Here is a 20,875-nt window from a genome sequence, read left to right on the forward strand (position 1 = left end):
CAGAGGGAGACCCAAAAATGTCATTCATTGATAGGACGAAGAATTTCTTCGGGCTTGGTCCGATGGATTTCGAAGAAGACGACGCCTACTACAACGACGAGCCGCGTTACGCGGGCAACGGAGCGGCCACTTCTGCGGCCTACGCCCCGCGCCGCGCCCCGCAGGCTTATGAGCCAACCCCGGCGCCGGCGCCCGTCGAGGAAAAGTTCGTCCCGACTATCGTGGCAATCTCCCTGACCTCGTTCAACGATGCCGCCAAGGTGGGTGAGCCCTTCCGCGATGGCGATGCAGTGGTTTTTGAACTTACCGATGCCGAGCGCGGCACCGCTAAGCGCTTCATCGACTTTGCAGCGGGTCTTTGCTTCGGCCTAGAAGGCCGCATGCTCAACCTGTCGAAGGGTATGGATACCCAGCGCAAGGTATTCGCCGTCGTGCCGAAGTCCGCCGATATCGCCAAACCTGAATTGGAGCGCGCCGCCGGCCTGCGCTAGGAGCGCGGCCCAAGCACAACGACGCACACCCAATAACCCCCGTACGGAGCGCAATGCGCACGTGCGGGGGACTATTCGATAGGCTGAGTAATCGTGACTGAAATTGGAATTATTCTCATCTTTTTGGTGAGGGTTTATACATGGGTACTGATTGCCCGAATTATTATCGAGATGATCCAATCCTTCTCGCGGCAATTCAACCCCCCGCGCTGGTTCATGATCATCGCTGAACCCCTCTTCGCCATCACGGATCCACCGGTCAAAGCGCTGCGTCGGGTTATTCCTCCGCTGCAGATGGGCGGAATCGCGCTGGATGTTTCCGTCCTAGTGCTGTTTTTCATCCTGTCGTTCCTGACGCTTTTCCTGCAGCTTATTTTCTTGTAGGACAACCCCGCATCACCCCGTAACCTGTGGTAGACATTGAGAGTCAGCGTTACGTCCATTATTGTGGACTTTCGGTTACAATAAAATGCGATAACCCGTATCATGAACTACATATAACTTTGTGGGGAAGGTTTAAATAAACTGGAACCGCAGCTCCTAAGGCCCTGGAACCTCCGGGGTTGTATCAACTCGAAGGGGAAGACAAGTCATGCCACTGTCACCAGCTGATGTACACAACGTCGCGTTCAGCAAGCCGCCGATTGGCAAGCGTGGCTACAACGAGGATGAGGTAGATCAGTTCCTCGACCTCGTTGAGGATGCCCTTGCCCAATTGCAGGATGAAAATGAAGACCTGCAGGCGCAGGTGAGCGATCTTAGCTCCGGGGCCAAGGCCGGCGGAGCAGGGGCTGGTGCCGCAGCCGCCGCAAACTCTGGTGCAGATGAAGCAGCTCTGCGCAAGGAGATTGAGGCTAAGCTGCGTGCTGAGTATGAAACCAAGTTGGCAGATTCCAAGTCCGAGGTTTCTCGCGCTAAGGAAGAAACCAAGAAGGCCCAGGAGCAGGTCAAGGCCGCCCAGGCTGAGGCCGCAAAGGCAAAGGAAAGCGGTGCCGATGCCCCAGCAGCTGGTGCCACCGCTGCCGCTAATACCGCCGAGCTCAAGGCGGCTCGCGACGAAGCTGCGAAGGCTAAGAAGGAAGCCGAGGAGGCTCGTGCAGAGGCTAAGCAGGCTAAGAAGGAGCTGGAGTCTTCCCAGCGCGAGAACGAGAGCCTGAAGAAGTCCGCGTCTGCCGCTGGCTCCTCGAACTCGGCTGCCTCCAGCGCCGCAGCGGCCGCTGCCGGTGCTGGTGCGGCACAGGGCGCAGATGGCTTGGCTACCCCGGATACGCACATGCAGGCAGCCCGCGTGCTGGGCTTGGCCCAGGAGATGGCGGATCGTCTGACCTCTGAGGCTCGCGCCGAGTCTGAGTCCATGCTGTCTGAGGCCCGCACGGCTGCAGAAAAGCAGCTTTCCGATGCCGACTCTCGTTCCAAGGCACAACTTGCCGAGGCGCAGAAGAAGTACGACGCTCAGGTGCAGGATGCAGAAGCCCGCTCCAAGAAGCTGGTTTCTGAGGCAGAGTCGAAGGCTCAGCAGACCGAGTCCGATGCTTCCTCCCGTGCCGAGGCCCAGATTCGCCAGGCAGAGGAGAAAGCCGCATCGCTGCAGGCCGATGCCGAGAAGAAGCACACCGAAGTGATGAACACGGTCAAGCAGCAGCAGACCGCTTTGGAGGCACGCATTTCCGAGCTGCGCACCTTCGAGCGCGAGTACCGCACCCGCTTGAAGACCCTCCTCGAGTCCCAGCTGGAAGAGCTCGAGACCCGCGGAACCGCCGCACCAAACGGCGATGCCGGCAAGAACTAAGTAGCTGGTTGGCAGTAACTAAACTAAATTAGTTACCCGTAGCGCCCACACCTCTAGGGGAGTGGGCGCTATTGTGGTTTTATCCCCGCTATGATTGTTCCCATCGCTTCTTTTTAACCCCTGAGAGGAACTGCCATGCTCGTTGCCGCCCTCGTCCTCGCCCTCGTGGCCTTCGTGGCTTTGGTGACGTATGTCTTAAATACCGCCGATTGGGCGTTGTACCTCGTCTTCATCGCAGCGGGTTCTGGCATCGTTTTGTTTATCATCGACTGGGCGCGCAAGTACCGAACGGATAATAATGCCCTTGAAGAAGACTTGTCCCATGGATGGAAGCAGAACTAAGGCTCTTCACCGCTCACATCTGTCTAGGTCCGTTCACTTTCGGTGCGGCTTGGTTGAGTCGATCAAAGTGAGCGGCCAGAAAGAATTTCCACGCAATTACGGCATGCCAAAGTAGGCGCACGCCGGCGCCTCAACTGGCTGGGACCCGAGCCTCAGTAGCAATCGTGTCACCCACAACTTCTGCGGTTTATTGGATGACGGTTTCCTCGGATCCGGCGTCGAATTCCCAAACGGATCCCCCGCCGGGAATGCGCCACGAGCTTTCAGATGCTCCTGCCTAATCCGGAGGTTCCCACCGGATGGTCCCATTCCTGCGGACCAGGTGTCCGCGCAGTGGCGGGGCATTGGGATCATCGTCGTTGACCCCGTTGTGGTAGGCGCAGGCTGTGGATAAGTTACCTATATTGGTCAATCCACCGTGCAACCACGGTTCCAAATGATGGATTTGGCATTCGTCTGCGGGCTTATTGCACCGCGGCCACGGGCAGATGGGATTCTCTGCGGCGGCCATAAGGCGTTGTTTCGCATTGGCAAAGCGCTCCGTGCGGTATAGATTGACCGCTCCTTCAAAGGGGCTAATGAGGGTAATGAGCCCGCGTTCCTTGAGGGCGCGCTCTAGGTACTCGGCGCCAGTAAGAGTTGCCCCGTTGGTCATCTGCAGCTGGATTTCTTCGCCATCGCCATTGATGATGCGCACGTAGTCATCCAGGTTGACCAGGACATTGGTCATCACCGTGGTCTTTACGGCGGATCCGTCGCCGAAAAAGGTCTGTTCCACCGCCTCGAGCGGCTCCTTGCCGCTCTCTTTTAGCGCGGCATGCAGGTCCGCAATGAGCGAGGAGCGCGCATCGATGGCCAGGGTCCACGGCGCGTTCTTGCGGCGAATGATACGCACCCCAGGCTTAACCTTCTTCTTTTTCGCAGGTAGCTTGGATTTTGCCAGTTTTTCTAGGTCCGTCGTGCCGGCGTTGGTGGTGCAGAGCTGCTCGCGGAGAAGCCAGGCATCGAAAAGCGTGGGCATCTTGCGGGCATACTTTTCGATGATGGACAACGCCACGATGGAATGGCCATTGCGCCGGGCACCGTCCATGGCTCGCCGGCGCCGGCCGGTGAATTTGGTGTTTCCGCAATAAGCCTCTTTGAGCAGGATAAGCTCCCGCGCCGTGTGCTCCGGCGCACCATGCGCCCGCAGATCGTCCTCAGACAGGCCAGTGCACCCGGCGACGATATCCATCCCCGGGGCCATAGCTGCTAAGTAATTCTCGAGCGCGGTCATGCTTCATAATCTATGGCCGCGCGCAACCGCGTACAACAGGAAAATTTCTACCTGTGGATAACTTTTGTGCACAGCGTTCGTGTGGCGCTATACTGGCGGGCACATGCGATGATCCGGCTATCACCGGGGAAGCAATTCAGAAGAACGGCCATAAGGCTCAGTAGAACTGAACGGGTGGGACCGTTATCTCCTTCACCGAAACGAAGCGGAGCTTTTTAGCTCAAGCAGGGTGGTACCGCGAGCCATTGGCCCGTCCCTGCATCAAGTTACAGCGTGAAGGAAGATAATGGTGAAAAAGATTTACCCCAAGGTCGATATGACCGGCGGCTCGAGCCGCTTCCCGGATATGGAAGAAGAAGTCCAGAAGTACTGGAAGCAGGACGATACGTTCCAGGCCTCTTTGGAAAAGACCAAGGACTGCCCCGAATACATCTTTTATGATGGCCCTCCCTTTGCCAATGGCCTGCCGCACTACGGCCACCTGTTGACCGGTTACGTTAAGGACATCGTGCCGCGCTACCGCACGATGGCCGGAAATTACGTCCCCCGCGTCTTTGGCTGGGATACCCACGGCCTGCCAGCGGAGCTGGAGGCGGAAAAGCAGCTCGGGATCACCGATAAAGCCCAGATCGAGGACATGGGTCTAGATAAGTTCAACGAGTACTGCGCTAAGTCGGTGCTGGAATACACCGATGAGTGGGAAGATTACGTCAACCGCCAGGCTCGCTGGGTGGACTTTGACAATGGCTACAAGACCATGGATATCAACTTCATGGAATCGGTCATGTGGGCGTTCAAGGAGCTGTATGACAAGGGCCTGATCTACAAGGGCTTCCGCGTGCTGCCTTACTCCTGGGCGGAGCATACTTCTTTGTCCAACCAGGAAACGCGCTTGGATGATTCCTACAAGATGCGCCAGGATCCCACCTTGACGGTGACCTTCCCAGTCTCAGGTGCTCGCGAGGGCACCGCGGCGGAAAAGACGCTGGCGGAAAACCCCGCGCTTGCCGATGCCTCCTTCCTCGCCTGGACCACCACCCCCTGGACCCTGCCGTCCAACGAGGCGCTGGCGGTCCACCCGGAGGTCACTTACGCACTATTTAAGGCCACCGACGGCGAATTCGCCGGCCGCACGTTCATCATGGCCGAAAACCTGCTGGGCACCCTGGAAAAGGAACTGGGTGAGGCCGAGGTACTGGGGACCTTTACCGGCGCACAGCTCGAGGGCTTTAAGTACGAGCCAATCTTCGGCTTCTTCCCAGACCTGCGCAATGCCTACCAGGTGCTGTTGGCAGACTACGTCACCACCGAAGACGGTACGGGTGTTGTCCACCAGTCGCCCGCCTTTGGTGAAGACGATATGAATACCACCAACGAGTACGATATCGAGCTGGTGGTCCCAGTGGATGAGGACGGCAAGTTCACCTCCCAGGTTCCGCCGTACGAGGGCCAGCTGGTCTTCGATGCGAATAAGTCCATCATCAAGGACCTGAAAGCCGCTGGTCGAGTGGTGCGCCACGTGACCATTGAGCACTCCTACCCACACTCTTGGCGCTCGGGCGAGCCGCTTATCTACATGGCGCTGCCCGCATGGTTTGTAAAGGTCACCGAATTCCGCGACCGCATGGTGGAGCTCAACCACAACGAGATCGAATGGTTGCCGGAGCACATCCGCGATGGCCAATTTGGCAAGTGGCTGGAAGGCGCCCGCGACTGGAATATCTCGCGTACCCGCTACTGGGGTGCGCCCATCCCGGTGTGGATGTCCGATAATGACGAGTACCCGCGCATGGACGTCTACGGCTCTTTGGATGAACTGGAGAGGGACTTCGGCAAGCGCCCGGAGTCGCTGCACCGCCCGCACATCGATGAGCTGACCCGCCCCAACCCGGACGATCCCACCGGTAAGTCCACCATGCGCCGCGTGCCGGACGTGCTGGACTGCTGGTTCGAGTCTGGCTCCATGCCGTTTGCGCAAAAGCACTACCCGTTTGAAAACAAGGAGTGGTTTGAAACCCACTCGCCGGCGGACTTCATCGTGGAGTACTCCGGGCAAACCCGCGGCTGGTTCTACCTGCTGCACGTGCTGTCCACCGCGCTCTTTGACCGCCCGGCGTTCAAGAAGGTCGTGGCCCACGGCATCGTCTTGGGCAATGACGGGCTTAAGATGTCCAAGTCCAAGGGTAACTACCCGGACGTCAATGAGGTCTTTGACCGCGATGGTTCCGATGCCATGCGCTGGTTCCTGATGTCCTCGCCCATCCTGCGCGGCGGCAATCTCATCGTCACCGAGCAGGGCATCCGCGAGGGCGTGCGCCAGGCGCTGCTTCCCATCTGGAATGCGTACACCTTCTTGCAGCTCTACGCCGAGCAGGAAGCTAAGTTCGATACGAGCTCCACGCACGTGCTTGACCGCTACATCCTGGCTAAGACCCACGATCTTGTGGCCAATGTCGATGCTGCGCTGGCGGGGACCGATATCGCTACCGCCACCGAAGAGGTTCGCCTTTTCGCCGATGTGCTGACCAACTGGTACGTCCGCCGCTCCCGCGACCGCTTCTGGGGCGGCGAGGACGCCAACCCAGAGGCCTTCAACACCCTCTACACCGTTTTGGAGACCACTACGCGCGTGGTTGCCCCGCTGTTGCCGCACGTCGCCGAGGTCATCTACCGCGGCCTGACCGGTGAGCGCTCTGTGCACTTGGCGGACTTCCCGAAGGCCGAGGACTACCCCGCGGATGCGGACCTGGTGTCTGCCATGGACGCCACTCGCGCGGTGGCATCGGCTGCATCTTCGGTGCGCAAGGCCAATAAGCTGCGCAACCGTCTGCCACTGCCAAAGCTCACCGTGGCCTTCGCGGGCTCGCAGAGCCTGGCGGACTTCGCGGACATCATCCGCGACGAGGTCAACGTCAAAGAGGTTGAGCTTACTGATGATGTCGATTCCGTCGGCACCTTCCATGTGGTCTGCAACGCCAAGGTTGCCGGCCCGCGCTTGGGTAAGGATGTCCAGCGCGCCATCAAGAATCTCAAGGCGAGCAACTACGAGCGCCGCGGCGATGAGGTCGTGGTAGATGGCGACATCGTCTTGAGCCCTGAGGAATATACCGAGCGTTTGCAGGCTGCGAACCCAGACTCCACGGCCCGCATCGAGGGCTTGGATGGCCTCGTCGTTCTGGATACCGAGGTCACCGAAGAGCTCGAGGCAGAAGGCTGGGCCGCCGATGTCATCCGCGGCCTGCAGGATGCCCGCAAGAACTCCGGCTTCGATGTATCTGACCGCATCTCCGTGGTCCTTTGCGTTGCCGAAGATAAGAAGGAGTGGGCGCAGCGTCATGCTGACACCATCGCAGGCGAAGTGCTGGCTACGGAGTTCTCCGTGGTCACCGAGCCGCTTGCCGATGCCCACGATATCCTCACCGGAGTCACCGCCACCGTAGCCAAGAACTAAGAGCGCACAAAGCTTAAACGTTAAGCGGCCCTGCCTGATGCTATCTACAGCGTCCGGCCGGGCCGCTTTGCGCTTATCAATCAGTGCGTCCAATATGCGCAAGAATGAAAATAAAACAAGAGATGGGGCTGTGCACTTTGTTTTTAGGGGGCTGGAGAAGCTGAAGTAATCGTGGTCTTAGTTTAGCGAGGACGCCATTGCCAACCTTGACAGCATGCATGAAAGCCGTGTTCATTAAGTGATCTCGCACACTTTTTCGGTTTGCCACTTTTGAGTGAAAAATCAATATGGTTTACTAATCCTGCGTTTAAAAACGTAAATAACACGATAGAGGTCGTGTTATCCCGCTTTCTGCGGTGTCCGCCTCCCATGCTTTGCATTCTTTGAAAGTAAATCGTGGTGTGTATAGGACCCGTAGCTTGTTGTACCCCTTGGAGGGCTCGTATGAAACTCAATAAGCGTGTTCTCGCTTCTGCAGCTATCTCTGCATCTCTCATGGCTACCGCTGTTACTCCAGTCGCCTGGGCTGCTGGTGAGCATCTTAACTGCGTACAGAACTTTCGGGCCGGCGTTGATGCTGATATCAATGCCAACGTTGCGCAACATTTGCGGCGTAGCTGTAATTTGAGCGTGGACCAGATCGTTCGGCTGAATGTTGAAGATATGAAACAGGTCGTTAGGGAGTTTAAGAAGGACGGTGCTCCTCTTTATTCCGAAGAAGAGTTGAACCGTCTGTCGCCTTCTTACGTCGTCGCTTTAGCAAAGGATATCGACGTTTCTTCCGGTGATACCGGCAAGGGGCCCGCTGATGGCGAGCAGCAGTCCGGGCCTCCTCTTTCGGTGAACGAAGTCAAAGCAGGGGACAGGGAAGTTACTGGCTCGGTGTATTTGCTCCCAGGTCAGCAGAAGACAATTCAGGCACATTTTCCAAGCCGGATCGTTTCGACTAAAGTGCTAAAATCTGACGAAAAGCCTGGTGAAGGGGGCAAAACCGCTGAAGGTAAAGTTGTCACCTTTAAATTCGGTGTTCCTGAAGAAATTCAATTAAACGCCGGAGATGAAATAATGGTTACTCGGTTCCTTGCTGCCGCAGAAGAGGCCACTAACAAGGACTTACCCGTTAAAGTTATTGTTAAGCCTGCAGAAAGTGGTAAGTCTCCGGGCGATGGTGTCCCTGGCTCTGGAGGGGGCAGTTCTAATTTTGGCAATATCTTTGGCGGAATTGGTGGCTTTGCTAGTTTGGCTGCTGTGATGGCAGGGGTTGCTAAAATTTTCAACCAGAACTCAAGTCTCGGTCGTCTCTTGCAGCCACTCCGTGACCTTTTGTCGCAGTTTAATATCAAGTTCTAATCCCGTCTGGATTAGCGGATATACGGATGCTCGATGCCCTGACTAATGCTTCAGGCATTAAATAAAACCGGAGCACCTCTTTGCAGGGTGCTCCGGTTTCTATTTGACGAATAGGGTCAGGAAAGCGGGTTTTGATTGTTTAATTTAAATCTCGTGCTACCTGAACGGCCTTATGTTTTGCAGCGATTATGCGACCCAAGCTGAGTTTGATCCTGCATGTGTCGTAGGAGTCGAAGTAAAAGGTGTCGGCCTCTGTTGAGTAGTGCCCATCTCCTGCGATTGTTTTGTTGCACTAAAGGCGTGGTCATAAAGTGATCTCGCACACTTTTCCGATTGGCCACTTTTGGATGAAAAACCAATATGGTTTACTAATCCTGCGTTTAAAAACGTAAATAGCACGATAAAGATCGTGTTATCCCACTTTCTGCGGTGTTCGCCCCATGCTTTACCTTCTTTGAAAGCGTAACGAGGCATACAGGACCCGTAGTTCGAAGTACCCCTTGGAAGGTTCGTATGAAACTCAATAAGCGTGTTCTCGCTTCTGCAGCTATCTCTGCATCTCTCATGGCTACCGCTGTTACCCCAGTTGCTTGGGCTGCTGGTGAGCATCTTAACTGCGCACAGAACTTCCGAGCCGGCGTCGATTTTGATGCTCGCATCAATGCCAACGTTGCGGAGCATCTGCAGCGTAACTGCAAGTTGAGTGTGGGTCAGATAACTGAGCTAAGTGTTGGCGAAATGACACAGACAGCTAAGGAGCTCCTGGGGAAGGACAACACTCCTCTTTATTCTGAAGAAGAGTTGAAGCGTTTGTCACATTCTGAGGTTGTCAGGGAAGCGCGGATCAATGGCGCTTCCGACGATGATGGCAAAGGGCCTACTGAAGGCGGACAGCAGTCTGAGGCTCCTCTAATGGTGAATGATGTCAAGGCAGGGGACAGGGAAATCACTGGCTCGGTGTTTTTGCTCCCAGGTCAACAGAAGACAGTTGAAGCTGTTTTCCCAAGCTTCAGGACTTTAACTACGGACGTACAGCTTGAGGAAAACTCTGTTGAAGAGGGTGGAGCCTCTAATGGTAAGGCTGTCACCTTTAAATTCGACGTCCCTGAAGGAATTACCTTAAAGGCAGGTGAAACACTATTCTTTAGTTCGCTATATGATTCCTTCGCTCCGGACGATCGTAAGAGCAAATCCATACCAGTAGTTGTTAAGCCTGCGGATGTGGCTGAGGAAGAGCGTCCAGATTCTGGGGACTCTGAAGGCGAATTCCCGTTTGCTGTTACCGCGGAAGTAAATGACATCAAGGAAGGAGACAAAAAGGTTACCGGTAAGGTTCGTTTGTACCCAGGCCAAGAGGTGGAAATTGAGGCTTCTTTCCCCAGCGGAAAGATTCAGACGACTGTCGTCAAGCTAGAGAAAAAGTCTGCACAGAAGGGCCAAGTTCCTGAAGGTGAGTTTGTCTCGTTCGAAATCGATGTACCTGCGGACGTCAAGCTAATGGCAGGTGATAAGGTAACTGTTTCCCCAGTTCCTCACGTCACGGATCCGAAAACCGGTGAAAGCAACAGCGTAGAGCTCATCGTGAAGGCTGCTGATAAGGGCAGCGAGTCGCAACCCGAGCAGGCCCCTGGTAACGGTAATGGCAAGGGCAAGGAGGGAGGCAGCGGTTCCACAAAGCCGGCACAGCCATCGGTTCCGGGCGCTGAAGGCACCCCTGGTGCTGGAGAGGGTAGCTCTAAGTTCGGCAAGGTCTTTGAAGTGATTCCTGGTTTGGCTGCTTTGGTTGAAGGTGTTGCCAAGTTCTTCAACAAGAACTCGGGCCTCGCTCGTCTCTTGCAACCACTGCGTAACTTCTTTTCACTGTTCAAGTTCTAATCTTGTTTGAATAAGCAGATGGGCGGATTAGTGTGAGCTTGATGCTCAGACTCGGCTACTGGCAGTGACTAAACCGGAGCCCTCCATGAGGAGGTGCTCCGGTTTCTGCGTTTTCTGGCCGAATGTTGCGGGTCTTGGCTTAGCGCACTGGGCCGGGAAGGTGGGCGCGCCAGCCGTGAATCACATTGATGAGGCAGCACATGGCCAGCAGGGAGCCGATGAGGAATAGTGCAGTGAAGCCTATGTAGGGCGCGAGCGCGCTAAAGGCCATGGGGATAAAGAAGCCGGTATAGGACACGGAATAGAACACGGCGGTAAGGCCGGCGAGGTCATCTTTTCCGGCGATACGCTGGACCTCGGAAAGACCGGCGACAAGTGCTAGGCCATAGCCAGCGCCCATGACGGCGGCGCTGGTGATGCCGAGCGGGAGGGAAAGCGTGCGTGCGGCGATGGCGCCGAAAATGGTACCGACGGTAATGACGGCCATGGCAACGGCGGAGGCCCGGGCGGAGCGGTGGGTGTCAATGACCTTGCCAAACATTTGGATGCCAACCCCGCAGCCCAGCGTAATGACGGTCATGAGGCCGGAAAAGGCGATGGGGGCATCGCCGGCGGAATCGGAAAGCAGCTGCGGCAACAGGGCATAGGCCGCACCCGCGCAGCCGAATACCCAAGGGGCGACGGGAAGGACGATGCGGGAAAAGCGGCGGTGCGCAGCGGATGGAATGTGCAGCATGTGCAGCATATCGCGGATGCTTAATTCCAAGAATGTGTCTTTGACCGTCTCGCCGCGGGGTGGACGGGTTTCGGGGGTTCTCAATAGCCAGACCGCGGTGATGACGGTGAGCAGGATGTGCAGGACATAGGCAAGGTGCGTGGGCCACGGTCCCCATTGGGCTAGTACCGAGGCCAAGGCGGCGCCAATGAGGAATCCGACGGTAAGGCACATTGATGCCCGGCGCGGTCCTGCGGCGGGGTCACCGCCGGACCGGGTGATGAGCTCGGAAATCCAGGTGGAACCGACCACCATGACGATGCCCAGGGCGAGGCCGCACAGTACGCGGCCGGCGGCAATGATGAGGGGTTCTTCGGGAGCGATGGATAGCAGGAACGACCCGGCCAGGGAGAGCGGTGCCGCGGGCAGCATCGTGGGCCGGCGGCCGATGTAGTCCGAGAGTGGTCCGGAGATGAGCAGTGCGGGCACGATACCGATGACGTAGGCCGCTAGAAGGCCGTTGACGGTGACCTGTGAGAAGTGGGATTGCTCGCGGTACATCACGAGCAGAGGAGTAAATTCATTGCCGCCCCAGGCAACGGCGACCATGCTGCCGGCGACGGGTAACCAATCGCGATTGGCGGTGTCTTGACTCATAGTTGATCCTTCGAATTCTTCAGGTGCGAGCGGAGTGCGGAGAGGTAGTCGGGCAGGTTGGCGGTGAGGAGGGCATCGGCAAGCGTGCGGTGCTGGTCGACGAACGCGCGGGCCCGTGCCACATTGCGCCCGATGGCGGTGGCGGTAAAGCGCTGCTGGCGCTCGCGCAGCTGGTGGCCCACGTTGGCCAGCAGGCTATTGCCGGCGCTGTCCATGATGATTTGGTGGAATTGGGCATCTAGGCGCTTGTATTCGCGGAGGTCCTCGGCATCCAGTGCGGCGTCTTGGGCCGCGATGTTTTCGTGCAGGCGCTTGGCGATGCCCCCGCGTTCTTCCTCGCCCAGCTGGCAGATCTTCTCGGCACTGTGGGCATCGACAAGCAGGCGGGCCTCGTAGACCTCCCGGATTTCTTGGGGGCTAATCGGCACGACCAACGCGCCGCGCTTGGGATAAAGCTGCAAAAAGCCCTCGAGCTCCAGGCGCAGGAAAGCCTCGTGGGCTGGGGTGCGGCTGACTCCTACCTCGGCTGCGAGTGCGGCCTCTGACAGCATCTGCGAGGAATCGATGGTGCCGTCGATGATCCTTTCTTTGACTAATTCATAAACCCGCTCCGCGGCAGGCTGCATGCTTGTATCGCTCATGCATACATCTTGCATACAAGATAGTTTAAGCGTCAACCTATTCCCAATTCTGGGGCTGGAGTGTCTTAGACTGGAAGGCATGCAGCGTTGGGTCTTACACATCGATATGGATGCGTTTTTTGCCTCCGTCGAGCAAATGACCCGACCGACTTTGCAGGGCCGGCCGGTGCTCGTCGGTGGGGTCGGTGGCCGCGGGGTCGTCGCCGGGGCATCCTATGAGGCGCGCGAATACGGTGCGCACTCGGCGATGCCGATGTATCGCGCCCAACAATTGGTGGGCCTGCGCGCGGTGGTGGTAAGCCCGCGCCGGGCGGTGTATTCGGCGGCCTCGCGCCGGGTATTTGAGATCATCTCCCAGCACGTGGAGGTGATCGAGCAGCTATCCATCGATGAAGCCTTTATGGAGCCAGAGGCATTGGTGGGTGCGACGGCGGACGAGGTGCAACAGTGGGCGGATGGCCTGCGCGCGCTCATCCGGGAGGAAACAGGCCTGCCGTGTTCCATCGGCGCGGGCTCCGGCAAGCAATTTGCCAAGATCGGCTCCGGTGAAGCCAAGCCCGATGGCACCTATGTCATCCCAGCGGAAAAGCAGCTGGAGATGCTGCATCCGCTCGCGGTGGGAAAGCTGTGGGGTGTGGGGCCGGTCACGGAGGCCAAGCTCAAAGGCATCGGGGTGGAGACCATCGGCGCGCTGGCCGCCATGACCCAAAAGGAGGTGGAAATCTCCATCGGCAGCGTCGCCGGCGTGCAGCTGTGGCAGCTCGCGCAAGGCATCGACGATAGGGAAGTGGCACCGCGTGCGATATCCAAACAGATTTCCACGGAGCACACCTATCCCAAGGACCTGCTCACGGTTGCCGATGTCGATGCGGCAATTACCCGCGCGGCCGAGGGCGCACACCGCCGCCTGCTCAAGGATGGCCGCGGGGCGCGCACGGTGACGGTAAAGCTGCGGATGGCAGACTTCCATATCGAATCGCGCTCGACCACCCTGGCCTATGCCACCGATGACCTGGAGGTATTGACCGCAGCCGCCTTCAAGCTGGCGCGCTACCCGGATGAATTGGGCCCCATCCGCTTGGTGGGGGTGAGCTATTCCGGCCTGGAAGCCGCGCGCCAAGACGTGCTATTTCCGGAGCTCGACCGCGAAATCGTGCGGCCCGTGCTGCCGGATAGTGACTATGAAACGGGCGTGAGCGATGACTCCCCGCCACCGGCGCCGACCACCGTGGTGGTCGAAGACGATGTGGAGGATCAGTGGCACGCCACCCAGGACGTCTACCACCCGGAATTTGGCCACGGTTGGATCCAAGGCACCGGGCACGGGGTGGTCAGCGTGCGTTTTGAAACACGTGCCACCGGACCCGGCCGCACGAAATCCTTTGCCGCCAGCGACCCCGATTTGGTGCCAGCCGATCCGCTCGATTCCTTAGACTGGCACGACTGGCTGGAAACCCAAGATTAGATAGCAACATAGCGCTTGGGGTCAGGGTTTTGCCGGAATACCTCGGCGGGGTCCGTGCCGGTGGCCAGCGCCGCGGCCAATAAGATGCGCGCCTGGCTGGGGCGGAAGGCCCACGCGTTGATCGCGCCCAGGCTATGCAGGTTCGCCCCGCCGCCGTCGCCGCCATAGGATAACGCGGTTTCCCCATACGGGGTGCGGGTGGAAATGACGACGGGGAGGCCGTCGCAGAGGGCATCGGCAACCGCGCGGCCCATGTCCCCACTCATATTGCCCGCGCCCATGGCCTCAATGACGAGGCCGACGGCGGAAGTGCGGGCGGCATCGACAAGCACGCGCCCCGCACCCGGGTAGGCAGGGATGATTTCTACTGGGTGCGGCGCTAAGGGGCGCGGCTGCAGCCGCGGGGTGGTATCCGGTACCCGAAGGGACTCAAAAGCGCGTAGGTCAGAGGTGTGCTGCTTGCGGGCCCCGCGCGCCGGGATGGTCATGCCGCCAAAACAGATGAAGACGCCGGGCCGCCCGCTAAGGGCGAGCTCGCGCGCATCGCGGAGATTGCGCGGGCCATCCGGGTGCGGGTGATCGTAGGAGCGCTGCGCGCCGGTGAGCACGATGGGCGTATTGCTTGCGCAAAAAATTTCTAGCGCCATCGCCGTCTCTTCCATCGAATCAGTGCCATGGGTAATGATGACGCCGTCAATGTCTGCGCGGGCGGTCTGCTCGTTGACCACCGCAATGAGCTCATCGAGGTCTGCGAGCGTAATAGAAGAGGAATCGAGCTGGCGAAATTCCACCACTTCGGCGTCGATATCGGCCGCGAGCTGCGCGCCGGTGACGGTGGGAACGAGGGAACCATCCTGCATCGTGGTGCAGGCAATTGTGCCGCCGGTGGCGATGAGGGCGAGATGAGTCATGCATTCCATAATAAAAGAAGACGCGCCGAGGCGGCAGGCGCGAACCAGAACAGCTGGGGCAAATGTAAACTGATGGGAGTTTATATCCCAGACGTGAGGAGTGAGAAGTGAAATTCCGCAAATTTGGTGCCGCGTGCCTCGCATTGAGCGCGGCGGCCGCCTTGTCCGCCTGCTCTTCTGATGACGAGCAAGAAGATACCACCAAGAACAGTGAATCCAGCGAATCCGCGTCCGCTGACGGCGATTCCGCGGCCCCCGCGCTGCCGTCCGCCGCTGACTTGAACGCCATCCTGGCAAAGGCCACGGACCCGGCGGCATCGCAGGAAGAAAAGACCGCCACGGTAGAAGGCGGCGAATCCGCCCCAGAGATCTTTGACACCATGGCGCGCTCCAAGGAAGAATCCGGCGCGGAATTTGCGGTCGTGGATCCCGTCCTGCCCGGCTATGACCCGCAATCCGTGCTGACCACGGTGAATTTCACCACCGCCGATGGCCAGGAGCAGACCGCGGACCAGGTGGAATTCATTTATCAGGATGGCACCTGGAAGCTGTCGAAGACCTGGGCCTGCACGCTGATTCAAAACACGGTGCCGCCTGAGCAGGTTCCGGAGATGTGTGCCGATACCGGTGCGGGCGCGCTGCCTGCCGATGAAGGCGACGCTGCCCCTGCCCAGGGCGATGCCCCCGCAGCCGGCGCAGAGCAGGCGCCTGCCGAGGCCCCCGTAGAGGCCCCCGCCGAATAAATCCTGTTACTCAGAAAACGCCAGCTCCGTCAGGCTTGATTGCACGACGCGCAGGTCTGAATCGGCGGTGCCGTAGGTTACCTTCGTATCGAAGGACACGTCACCGCCCACAGGGAGCGGTTTGGTCAGATCCACCGTGACGTTGCCCGAGGAATTGGTGGAAGAATCCAGCACGTCGAGTTCCTTATCCTCCAACTCCGTACCCGCGGCCTGACCTTCGAAGGATAAAGCGCCCAGGGTGGGGCGTTGTTCCACCTCGACGGATAGCGTGACGCGGTCACCATCGATGGACTTGACCGTATAGCGTGTCGTTTGCAAGAGCGTGGATTCCCCCGTGACGCGCGAATCCACCGTCCACGTCGCGCCGGTGCCCACCTCTTCCTCTGGGAAGACGATGGGCAGCGCGGTCAGCTTCATGATCGCTTGTTCGACGGTGCCGCGCGCCTCATCGCTCGCGTCCTGCGGGGCGGCCAAGCGCAGGGAATTCATCTGGCCATTATCTTGACCGCGCCAGCCGAATTGGAACCCAGACGCAGAAGAGATATCAGTATCGCCGGAGTATTCCGGATCCCCTGCGGTGACAAACGCGTTGCGCGAGGCCGGCAATTGATCCTCGACGTCCTCGGTGGCTTTATCTACGGACGCCGAAAGCGGCAGGGTAGTGGTCTCCTTATCCACATCGGCGGCCTGGAAATCGGCGGCGGCGGATTTATTCAGCAAGTCCTGCGAAAATCCCTCCGTGGCGCGGTACGTTACCTCCTGCGAGGAGTCGATGTCGTGATATTCCAGCAGTTTCTTCTCACCAGTTCCGGCATCTTCGACGGTCAGGCGAGGGGCATCGATAGTCAGGCCGACCGGCTGCTCCACTGCAGGGCCGGGGGTCTCATAAGAACAGGCGCTTAGCGCTACGGCGACGGCGGAAAGGGCTGTAAAAACTTTGACTCGAAACACGCTTACCAAAATACCGGACACTCCAGATTAGAATGATGTGGGTGAGCCAAAAACGAAGGAGTAAGACAGGTCTTATCGCCGCGGTGGTCATCGCCGTGGCGGTTGTGGATCAAGCCGTAAAACAACTCATGCTTACCGTCCTGACGGAGGGCGAGCCGCATTATGTCATCGGGGACTGGTTCAGGTTTAACCTGCTCTTTAACCCCGGCGCGGCGTTTTCCATCGGTGGCGAGGGATCGACCTGGCTGTTTACCACCATTCAATTGGCGTTCGTCTTAGGCGTTGCCATCGTCGCCCCGCGCATCCACAATACGGGCCAAGCGCTGGGGCTGGCGCTCATTGCCGGTGGGGCATTGGGCAATTTTGCAGACCGCATCTTCCGCGACCCAGGCTTTTGGTTCGGTCACGTCGTGGACTATATCTCGGTCGGCTCGTTCGCGGTCTTTAATATCGCAGATGCGGCGATTACCTGCGGCGTCGTCATCTTCATCGGCGCCATGCTAATTGCGGAACGGAGGGCGGAAAATGAATAGGCAATTGCGCAGTTTCCCCATTCCAGAAGGCTTGGAGGGCATGCGTGCCGATGCCGCGCTTGCCAAGCTCCTCGGCCTCTCCCGCTCGGCTACTGCCCAGCTGTGCGCCGAGGGCGGGGTCACCGTGGATTCGCAGGAGCTGGGTAAATCCGAGCGCCTGGCATCCGGCCAGGTGGTCTCGGTGCTGCTTCCGGAGCCGGAAAAGCCCCTGCTGCCGCGCGAGGAGCTGGTGGAGGGCATGGACGTTTTATATAGCGATGCCGATATCATCTGCGTGCACAAACCCGTGGGCGTCGCTGCGCACCCGAGCGTGGGCTGGGATGGGCCGACGGTCATCGGCGGGCTGCGCGCGGCAGGGTACAACGTGGCCTCGCTTGGCCCCACCGAGCGGCAGGGCATCGTCCACCGCCTGGACGTGGGCACATCCGGGGTCATGGTGGTGGCTTCCTCAGGGCGCGCCTACTCGGCGCTCAAGCAGGCATTTAAGTCCCGCACCGTGAAAAAGACCTATCACGCGGTGGTCCAGGGCCTGCCCGATCCGATCGAAGGCACCATCGATGCTCCCATCGGCAGGCACCCGAAATCGGGCTGGAAATTCGCCGTGCTGGATGATGGCAAAGCCGCGGTAACCCACTACCGCCTCATCGAGGCCTTTCGCGAGGCCAGCCTCATCGAGGTGCACTTGGAAACCGGCCGCACCCACCAGATCCGCGTCCACATGTCCGCCACCGGGCATCCCTGCGTCGGCGATCCCATGTACGGCTCGAACCCGCAGCTTTCCGCCCGCCTGGGCCTGGAGCGCCAGTGGCTGCATGCGGTGCAGCTAGGCTTTACCCACCCCGGCACCGGGAAGTGGTTCGAGGCCCGCGCGCCCTACCCCGATGACCTGCAGCATGCCCTGGAGCGACTGCAGGGATGAGGAAGTTTTATTGGCGGCGCCGCCTAGCGGCACTGGTGCTGGTGCTGGTGGCGGGCGTGGTGGCTCTGGTGCTTTTTGGCACGCTGGGCACGCAGGCATCCACGCGTGTGCAAGGCGACCAGCTGGGCCCGGACGGGGAATCGCGCGCGGAGTATATTGAGCGCGTTAATTCCATGGACATCGATCCGGATGCCGCCACGTATGCACTGGTCACCTTCGATACCGAGCTGCCCCCTGTCGCCGTCGCCGCCGCGCTGACTGATATTCCGCGCATGGACGCCATCCTGATGGGCTCGACCGCGCCTATCGCGGTGCCGGAGCCTGTTGCCGGCGAGGACCGCGCCGCGGTGATTAACCGCACCTTCGACCGCATCGGTGCCTCCTACGGCCAGCGCCCCAGCGCCGTCAGCGCCGCCGTGGTGTGGGGGACGGGCGCCCAGCTTGCCGATGTCGCCTCCCTCCCCGCCGTCGCCGCCGTCGAGCCCGCGCCTGCCGATGCCGCCTGGGGTAGTTTCGCCGTGCGCCCACCCAGCTAAATTTGCCATCCTGAACGCTTCGCCGCGCGGGGTGCGGGGTGCAGGCTTAGCATCGGGGGCATGGAACACATTCGGGCATATATTGCGGCTTTAAACTCGGCGATGGATATCCTCGCCGAGGCCGCTGATATGCCCGCCTCCGAGCTGACCGCCGCCGGCATGCCGGATGCCGCCGCCGCGTCGATAGCCCACCTCTCTCAGATCTATTTCGGGCCGACCAGTTTCACGCGCCGCCAGCGTCGGGCGGTCGAGGGAGCGCGGCGCAATGGGCATTCGCTGCCGACGTTGGAGGTCATCGAAAAGCACGCCCGCCGCGCGCCCACCCAAGCCCGCGCCTGGGCCCTGCGCGCGGAGCTTACCCAGGTATCCGCCGATACCCAGGCGATGGACAAGCTCGCCCGCAAGAAGGTGCGCGCGCTGCGCCCGCCGCGCGAGCCTAAACCAGGGGTGAGGCTGCGCCGCCGCGCCGCGGGCAAACCATGGACGCTAACGATTACAGGTAGCTCCAGCCTCGTCGCGGAGCTGCATAACCAAGCAGGCACGCTTGCCGATGTCGCCGCCCTCTTCCACTCCGGCGCCTCCACCTCCACCGTGCGCACCAACGTGGTAATCCCGCTGGATAAGTTGAGCGCCATCGCGCAGGGCGATAAAGACGTCACGGTCACCATGACCAACGGAGCGCAAATTAGCGGCGCCGAGCTGGCCCAGCGCGCAATGGCGGAGGAAGGCTTTATCACTCTTCTCCACCCCGTGGAGGGGCCGGTGAACCTGTACCGCATGCAGCGCGGGGCAACGTGGAAGCAATTTATGATGGCCGCCGCCGAAAACCCCGTCTGCCCGGCGCGCGGGTGCCACCGCCCAGCCGATGAGTGCCAAGTCCACCACATTTATAGCTGGGCCGGCGGCGGGTGGACCAATGCCAAGAACCTCACCGTCGCGTGCCCGCATCACAACGGCCGCAATGACGACGACCGCGCCGCCCGCCCCCGCAATGGCCGCTTCGAACGCGTGCACGGCGGCGTGCGGTGGATTAAACCCTGGCAACCGCCACCGCCGGACCTCGTCGATACCGGACCCAGTTAGCTCACAACGTTGAGCCGGGCCCCAACCCTCAGCGGCGACTTTCCCGCCCGCGAATTCCTAAGCGCCGAGCTCATCCACAGCGCATTTCTGCGTGCCGTTTTTCGCGCTGCGCACTCCTGTGCGCAGCGCCCCGTTGCCGCGCGCTTTTGCACACCCCTCTTCCACACCGCTAACTTTTGCGTGCCGTTTTCTCGCGCCGTGCACTACTGCGCGCGGCTCACGCACCGTCTTTCGCGCTGCGAATTTCTGCGCGCAGGTTTACCTGCGCCGCGCACTCTTGCGCGGCGCGTTGTGGCGAACGCGGATGAGATCTGCAATGTAGATGCTGACTGCTACGCCGATGATGCCGAAGCCAATCCACCGGTGTGTGGAGAAGTGCTCTTGGGTGACAAAGAGTGCCCACAGCATCTGCATGATGGGGGTGAGGTATTGGAGCATGCCGATCGTCGACAAGCGCAGCGTCTGCGCGCCCTGGGCAAAGCACAATAGCGGCAGCGCGGTAATAAGGCCGGCACTGATTAAGAGCAGCATGTGTGGCGTGCCTTCCGTGACGAAGGTGCCGTGGCCTGCCTGTTCAATCCACACGATATAGGCAATGGCAACGGGGGAGACCACCAAAGACTCTGCCGCGACCGAGACCGCCGCCGATACCCGCACCTGTTTCTTGATGAGGCCGTAAATGCCAAACGATGCCGCCAACAACAGCGAGATATACGGCGCCTGTCCGGTAAAGAAGGTCAGATACAGCACCGCGATTGCCGCCACGGCGACTGCGGTCGCCTGCCATGGGCGCAGCTGCTCCTTTAAGAAGATCATGCCGAGCGCCACCGATACCAGGGGATTGATGAAATATCCTAAAGCGGCATCGGCTACGTGATCGGTATTAATCGCCAGCACATAGGTCCCCCAATTGACCGTGATGAATACGCCCCCGGCGGCAAGCCAGCCCCATGTGCGCTTGGACAAGCGCACCATTTCGCGCCAGCCGCCGTTGCAGATTAAAAATGCCGTGACGATAACCGCGGTCCACAACACGCGGTGGGCGAGGATTTCCAGCGGCGTGGCCGGCAGCAGGAGCGGGAAGAACGCGGGGAAAAATCCCCACATGATGTATGCGGCAAGCGTGTAGATCATCCCCGCATAATAT

19 protein-coding genes are annotated in these 20,875 nt (G+C 59.6%); 13 read left to right on the top strand and 6 right to left on the bottom strand.

All coding sequences use genetic code 11. The annotated features are described in order from the left end of the window. Positions 1-17 precede the first annotated feature (17 nt). From ABRP64_RS01090 to ABRP64_RS01105, 4 genes are all read left to right on the top strand, one after another. Complete coding sequence (locus tag ABRP64_RS01090; protein ID WP_239269925.1) at positions 18-491, top strand: cell division protein SepF; 474 nt, start codon at positions 18-20, stop codon at positions 489-491. 93 nt (positions 492-584) lie between these two features. Then, on the top strand, positions 585-875 hold the full coding sequence (locus ABRP64_RS01095) for a YggT family protein (protein ID WP_349865114.1): 291 nt from the start codon (positions 585-587) through the stop codon (positions 873-875). 208 nt (positions 876-1,083) lie between these two features. Continuing rightward, complete coding sequence (locus ABRP64_RS01100; protein ID WP_349865115.1) at positions 1,084-2,280, top strand: DivIVA domain-containing protein; 1,197 nt, start codon at positions 1,084-1,086, stop codon at positions 2,278-2,280. A 135-nt stretch (positions 2,281-2,415) separates the two neighbouring features. Beyond that, on the top strand, positions 2,416-2,622 hold the full coding sequence (locus ABRP64_RS01105; protein WP_284769522.1) for a zinc-binding dehydrogenase: 207 nt from the start codon (positions 2,416-2,418) through the stop codon (positions 2,620-2,622). 277 nt (positions 2,623-2,899) lie between these two features. On the opposite strand, the gene ABRP64_RS01110 is transcribed toward ABRP64_RS01105, so the two are convergent. Further along, the gene (locus tag ABRP64_RS01110; RefSeq protein WP_349865116.1) at positions 2,900-3,898 is read right to left on the bottom strand and encodes an HNH endonuclease signature motif containing protein; all 999 of its coding nucleotides are present in this window, start codon (positions 3,896-3,898) and stop codon (positions 2,900-2,902) included. 286 nt (positions 3,899-4,184) lie between these two features. Between ABRP64_RS01110 and ileS the strand changes: the two genes are divergently transcribed. From ileS to ABRP64_RS01125, 3 genes are all read left to right on the top strand, one after another. Next, complete coding sequence (gene ileS, locus ABRP64_RS01115) at positions 4,185-7,349, top strand: isoleucine--tRNA ligase (RefSeq protein WP_349865117.1); 3,165 nt, start codon at positions 4,185-4,187, stop codon at positions 7,347-7,349. A 444-nt stretch (positions 7,350-7,793) separates the two neighbouring features. Next, on the top strand, positions 7,794-8,699 hold the full coding sequence (locus ABRP64_RS01120) for a hypothetical protein (protein ID WP_284769524.1): 906 nt from the start codon (positions 7,794-7,796) through the stop codon (positions 8,697-8,699). Between the two features lie 513 nt (positions 8,700-9,212). Next, positions 9,213-10,574 (top strand): hypothetical protein, encoded by a 1,362-nt coding sequence (locus ABRP64_RS01125; RefSeq protein WP_284769525.1) that lies wholly within the window; start codon positions 9,213-9,215, stop codon positions 10,572-10,574. Between the two features lie 139 nt (positions 10,575-10,713). Here the strand turns inward: ABRP64_RS01125 and ABRP64_RS01130 are convergent, their stop codons facing one another. Together ABRP64_RS01130 and ABRP64_RS01135 are read right to left on the bottom strand one after the other, a co-directional pair. Then, positions 10,714-11,946 (bottom strand): MFS transporter, encoded by a 1,233-nt coding sequence (locus ABRP64_RS01130; protein ID WP_284769526.1) that lies wholly within the window; start codon positions 11,944-11,946, stop codon positions 10,714-10,716. After that, a complete protein-coding gene (locus ABRP64_RS01135) occupies positions 11,943-12,587 on the bottom strand; it encodes a GntR family transcriptional regulator (protein WP_349865118.1) in 645 nt (214 codons plus the stop codon). The genes ABRP64_RS01130 and ABRP64_RS01135 overlap by 4 nt, the downstream gene beginning before the upstream one ends. 79 nt (positions 12,588-12,666) lie before the next feature. Between ABRP64_RS01135 and ABRP64_RS01140 the strand changes: the two genes are divergently transcribed. Beyond that, the gene (locus ABRP64_RS01140) at positions 12,667-14,052 is read left to right on the top strand and encodes a DNA polymerase IV (protein ID WP_284769528.1); all 1,386 of its coding nucleotides are present in this window, start codon (positions 12,667-12,669) and stop codon (positions 14,050-14,052) included. Here ABRP64_RS01140 and ABRP64_RS01145 read toward each other — a convergent pair. Next, positions 14,049-14,963 (bottom strand): asparaginase, encoded by a 915-nt coding sequence (locus ABRP64_RS01145; protein ID WP_284851959.1) that lies wholly within the window; start codon positions 14,961-14,963, stop codon positions 14,049-14,051. The genes ABRP64_RS01140 and ABRP64_RS01145 overlap by 4 nt on opposite strands. A gap of 107 nt (positions 14,964-15,070) precedes the next feature. On the opposite strand from ABRP64_RS01145, the gene ABRP64_RS01150 reads away from it, so the two are divergent. Further along, positions 15,071-15,706, top strand: coding sequence for a WKL family lipoprotein (locus ABRP64_RS01150; protein WP_284769530.1), 636 nt, complete (start codon positions 15,071-15,073; stop codon positions 15,704-15,706). A 6-nt stretch (positions 15,707-15,712) separates the two neighbouring features. Here ABRP64_RS01150 and ABRP64_RS01155 read toward each other — a convergent pair whose 3' ends face one another. Then, positions 15,713-16,657 carry a hypothetical protein gene (locus ABRP64_RS01155; RefSeq protein WP_284849991.1) on the bottom strand — a complete coding sequence of 315 codons (945 nt, stop codon included), beginning with the start codon at positions 16,655-16,657 and terminating at the stop codon, positions 15,713-15,715. A 32-nt stretch (positions 16,658-16,689) separates the two neighbouring features. Here ABRP64_RS01155 and lspA point away from each other — a divergent pair, with 32 nt between their 5' ends. The 4 genes from lspA to ABRP64_RS01175 are packed head-to-tail and all read left to right on the top strand — an operon-like array spanning position 16,690 to position 19,728. Further along, entirely contained in the window at positions 16,690-17,190 is a 501-nt protein-coding gene (gene lspA / locus ABRP64_RS01160; RefSeq protein WP_349865119.1) for a signal peptidase II, read from the top strand. Then, complete coding sequence (locus ABRP64_RS01165) at positions 17,183-18,109, top strand: RluA family pseudouridine synthase (RefSeq protein ID WP_284769533.1); 927 nt, start codon at positions 17,183-17,185, stop codon at positions 18,107-18,109. The genes lspA and ABRP64_RS01165 overlap by 8 nt, the downstream gene beginning before the upstream one ends. Further along, positions 18,106-18,645, top strand: coding sequence for a hypothetical protein (locus ABRP64_RS01170; protein WP_284795990.1), 540 nt, complete (start codon positions 18,106-18,108; stop codon positions 18,643-18,645). Before ABRP64_RS01165 ends, ABRP64_RS01170 begins: the two co-directional genes overlap by 4 nt. 60 nt (positions 18,646-18,705) lie before the next feature. Further along, positions 18,706-19,728 (top strand): HNH endonuclease signature motif containing protein, encoded by a 1,023-nt coding sequence (locus ABRP64_RS01175; protein WP_349865120.1) that lies wholly within the window; start codon positions 18,706-18,708, stop codon positions 19,726-19,728. Between the two features lie 258 nt (positions 19,729-19,986). Here ABRP64_RS01175 and rarD read toward each other — a convergent pair whose 3' ends face one another. Beyond that, complete coding sequence (gene rarD / locus ABRP64_RS01180; RefSeq protein WP_284769536.1) at positions 19,987-20,862, bottom strand: EamA family transporter RarD; 876 nt, start codon at positions 20,860-20,862, stop codon at positions 19,987-19,989. Between the last annotated feature and the right edge of the window lie 13 nt (positions 20,863-20,875).

This window comes from Corynebacterium sp. KPL4015, assembly GCF_040225725.1.
Taxonomy (GTDB): Bacteria; Actinomycetota; Actinomycetes; order Mycobacteriales; family Mycobacteriaceae; genus Corynebacterium; species Corynebacterium rhinophilum.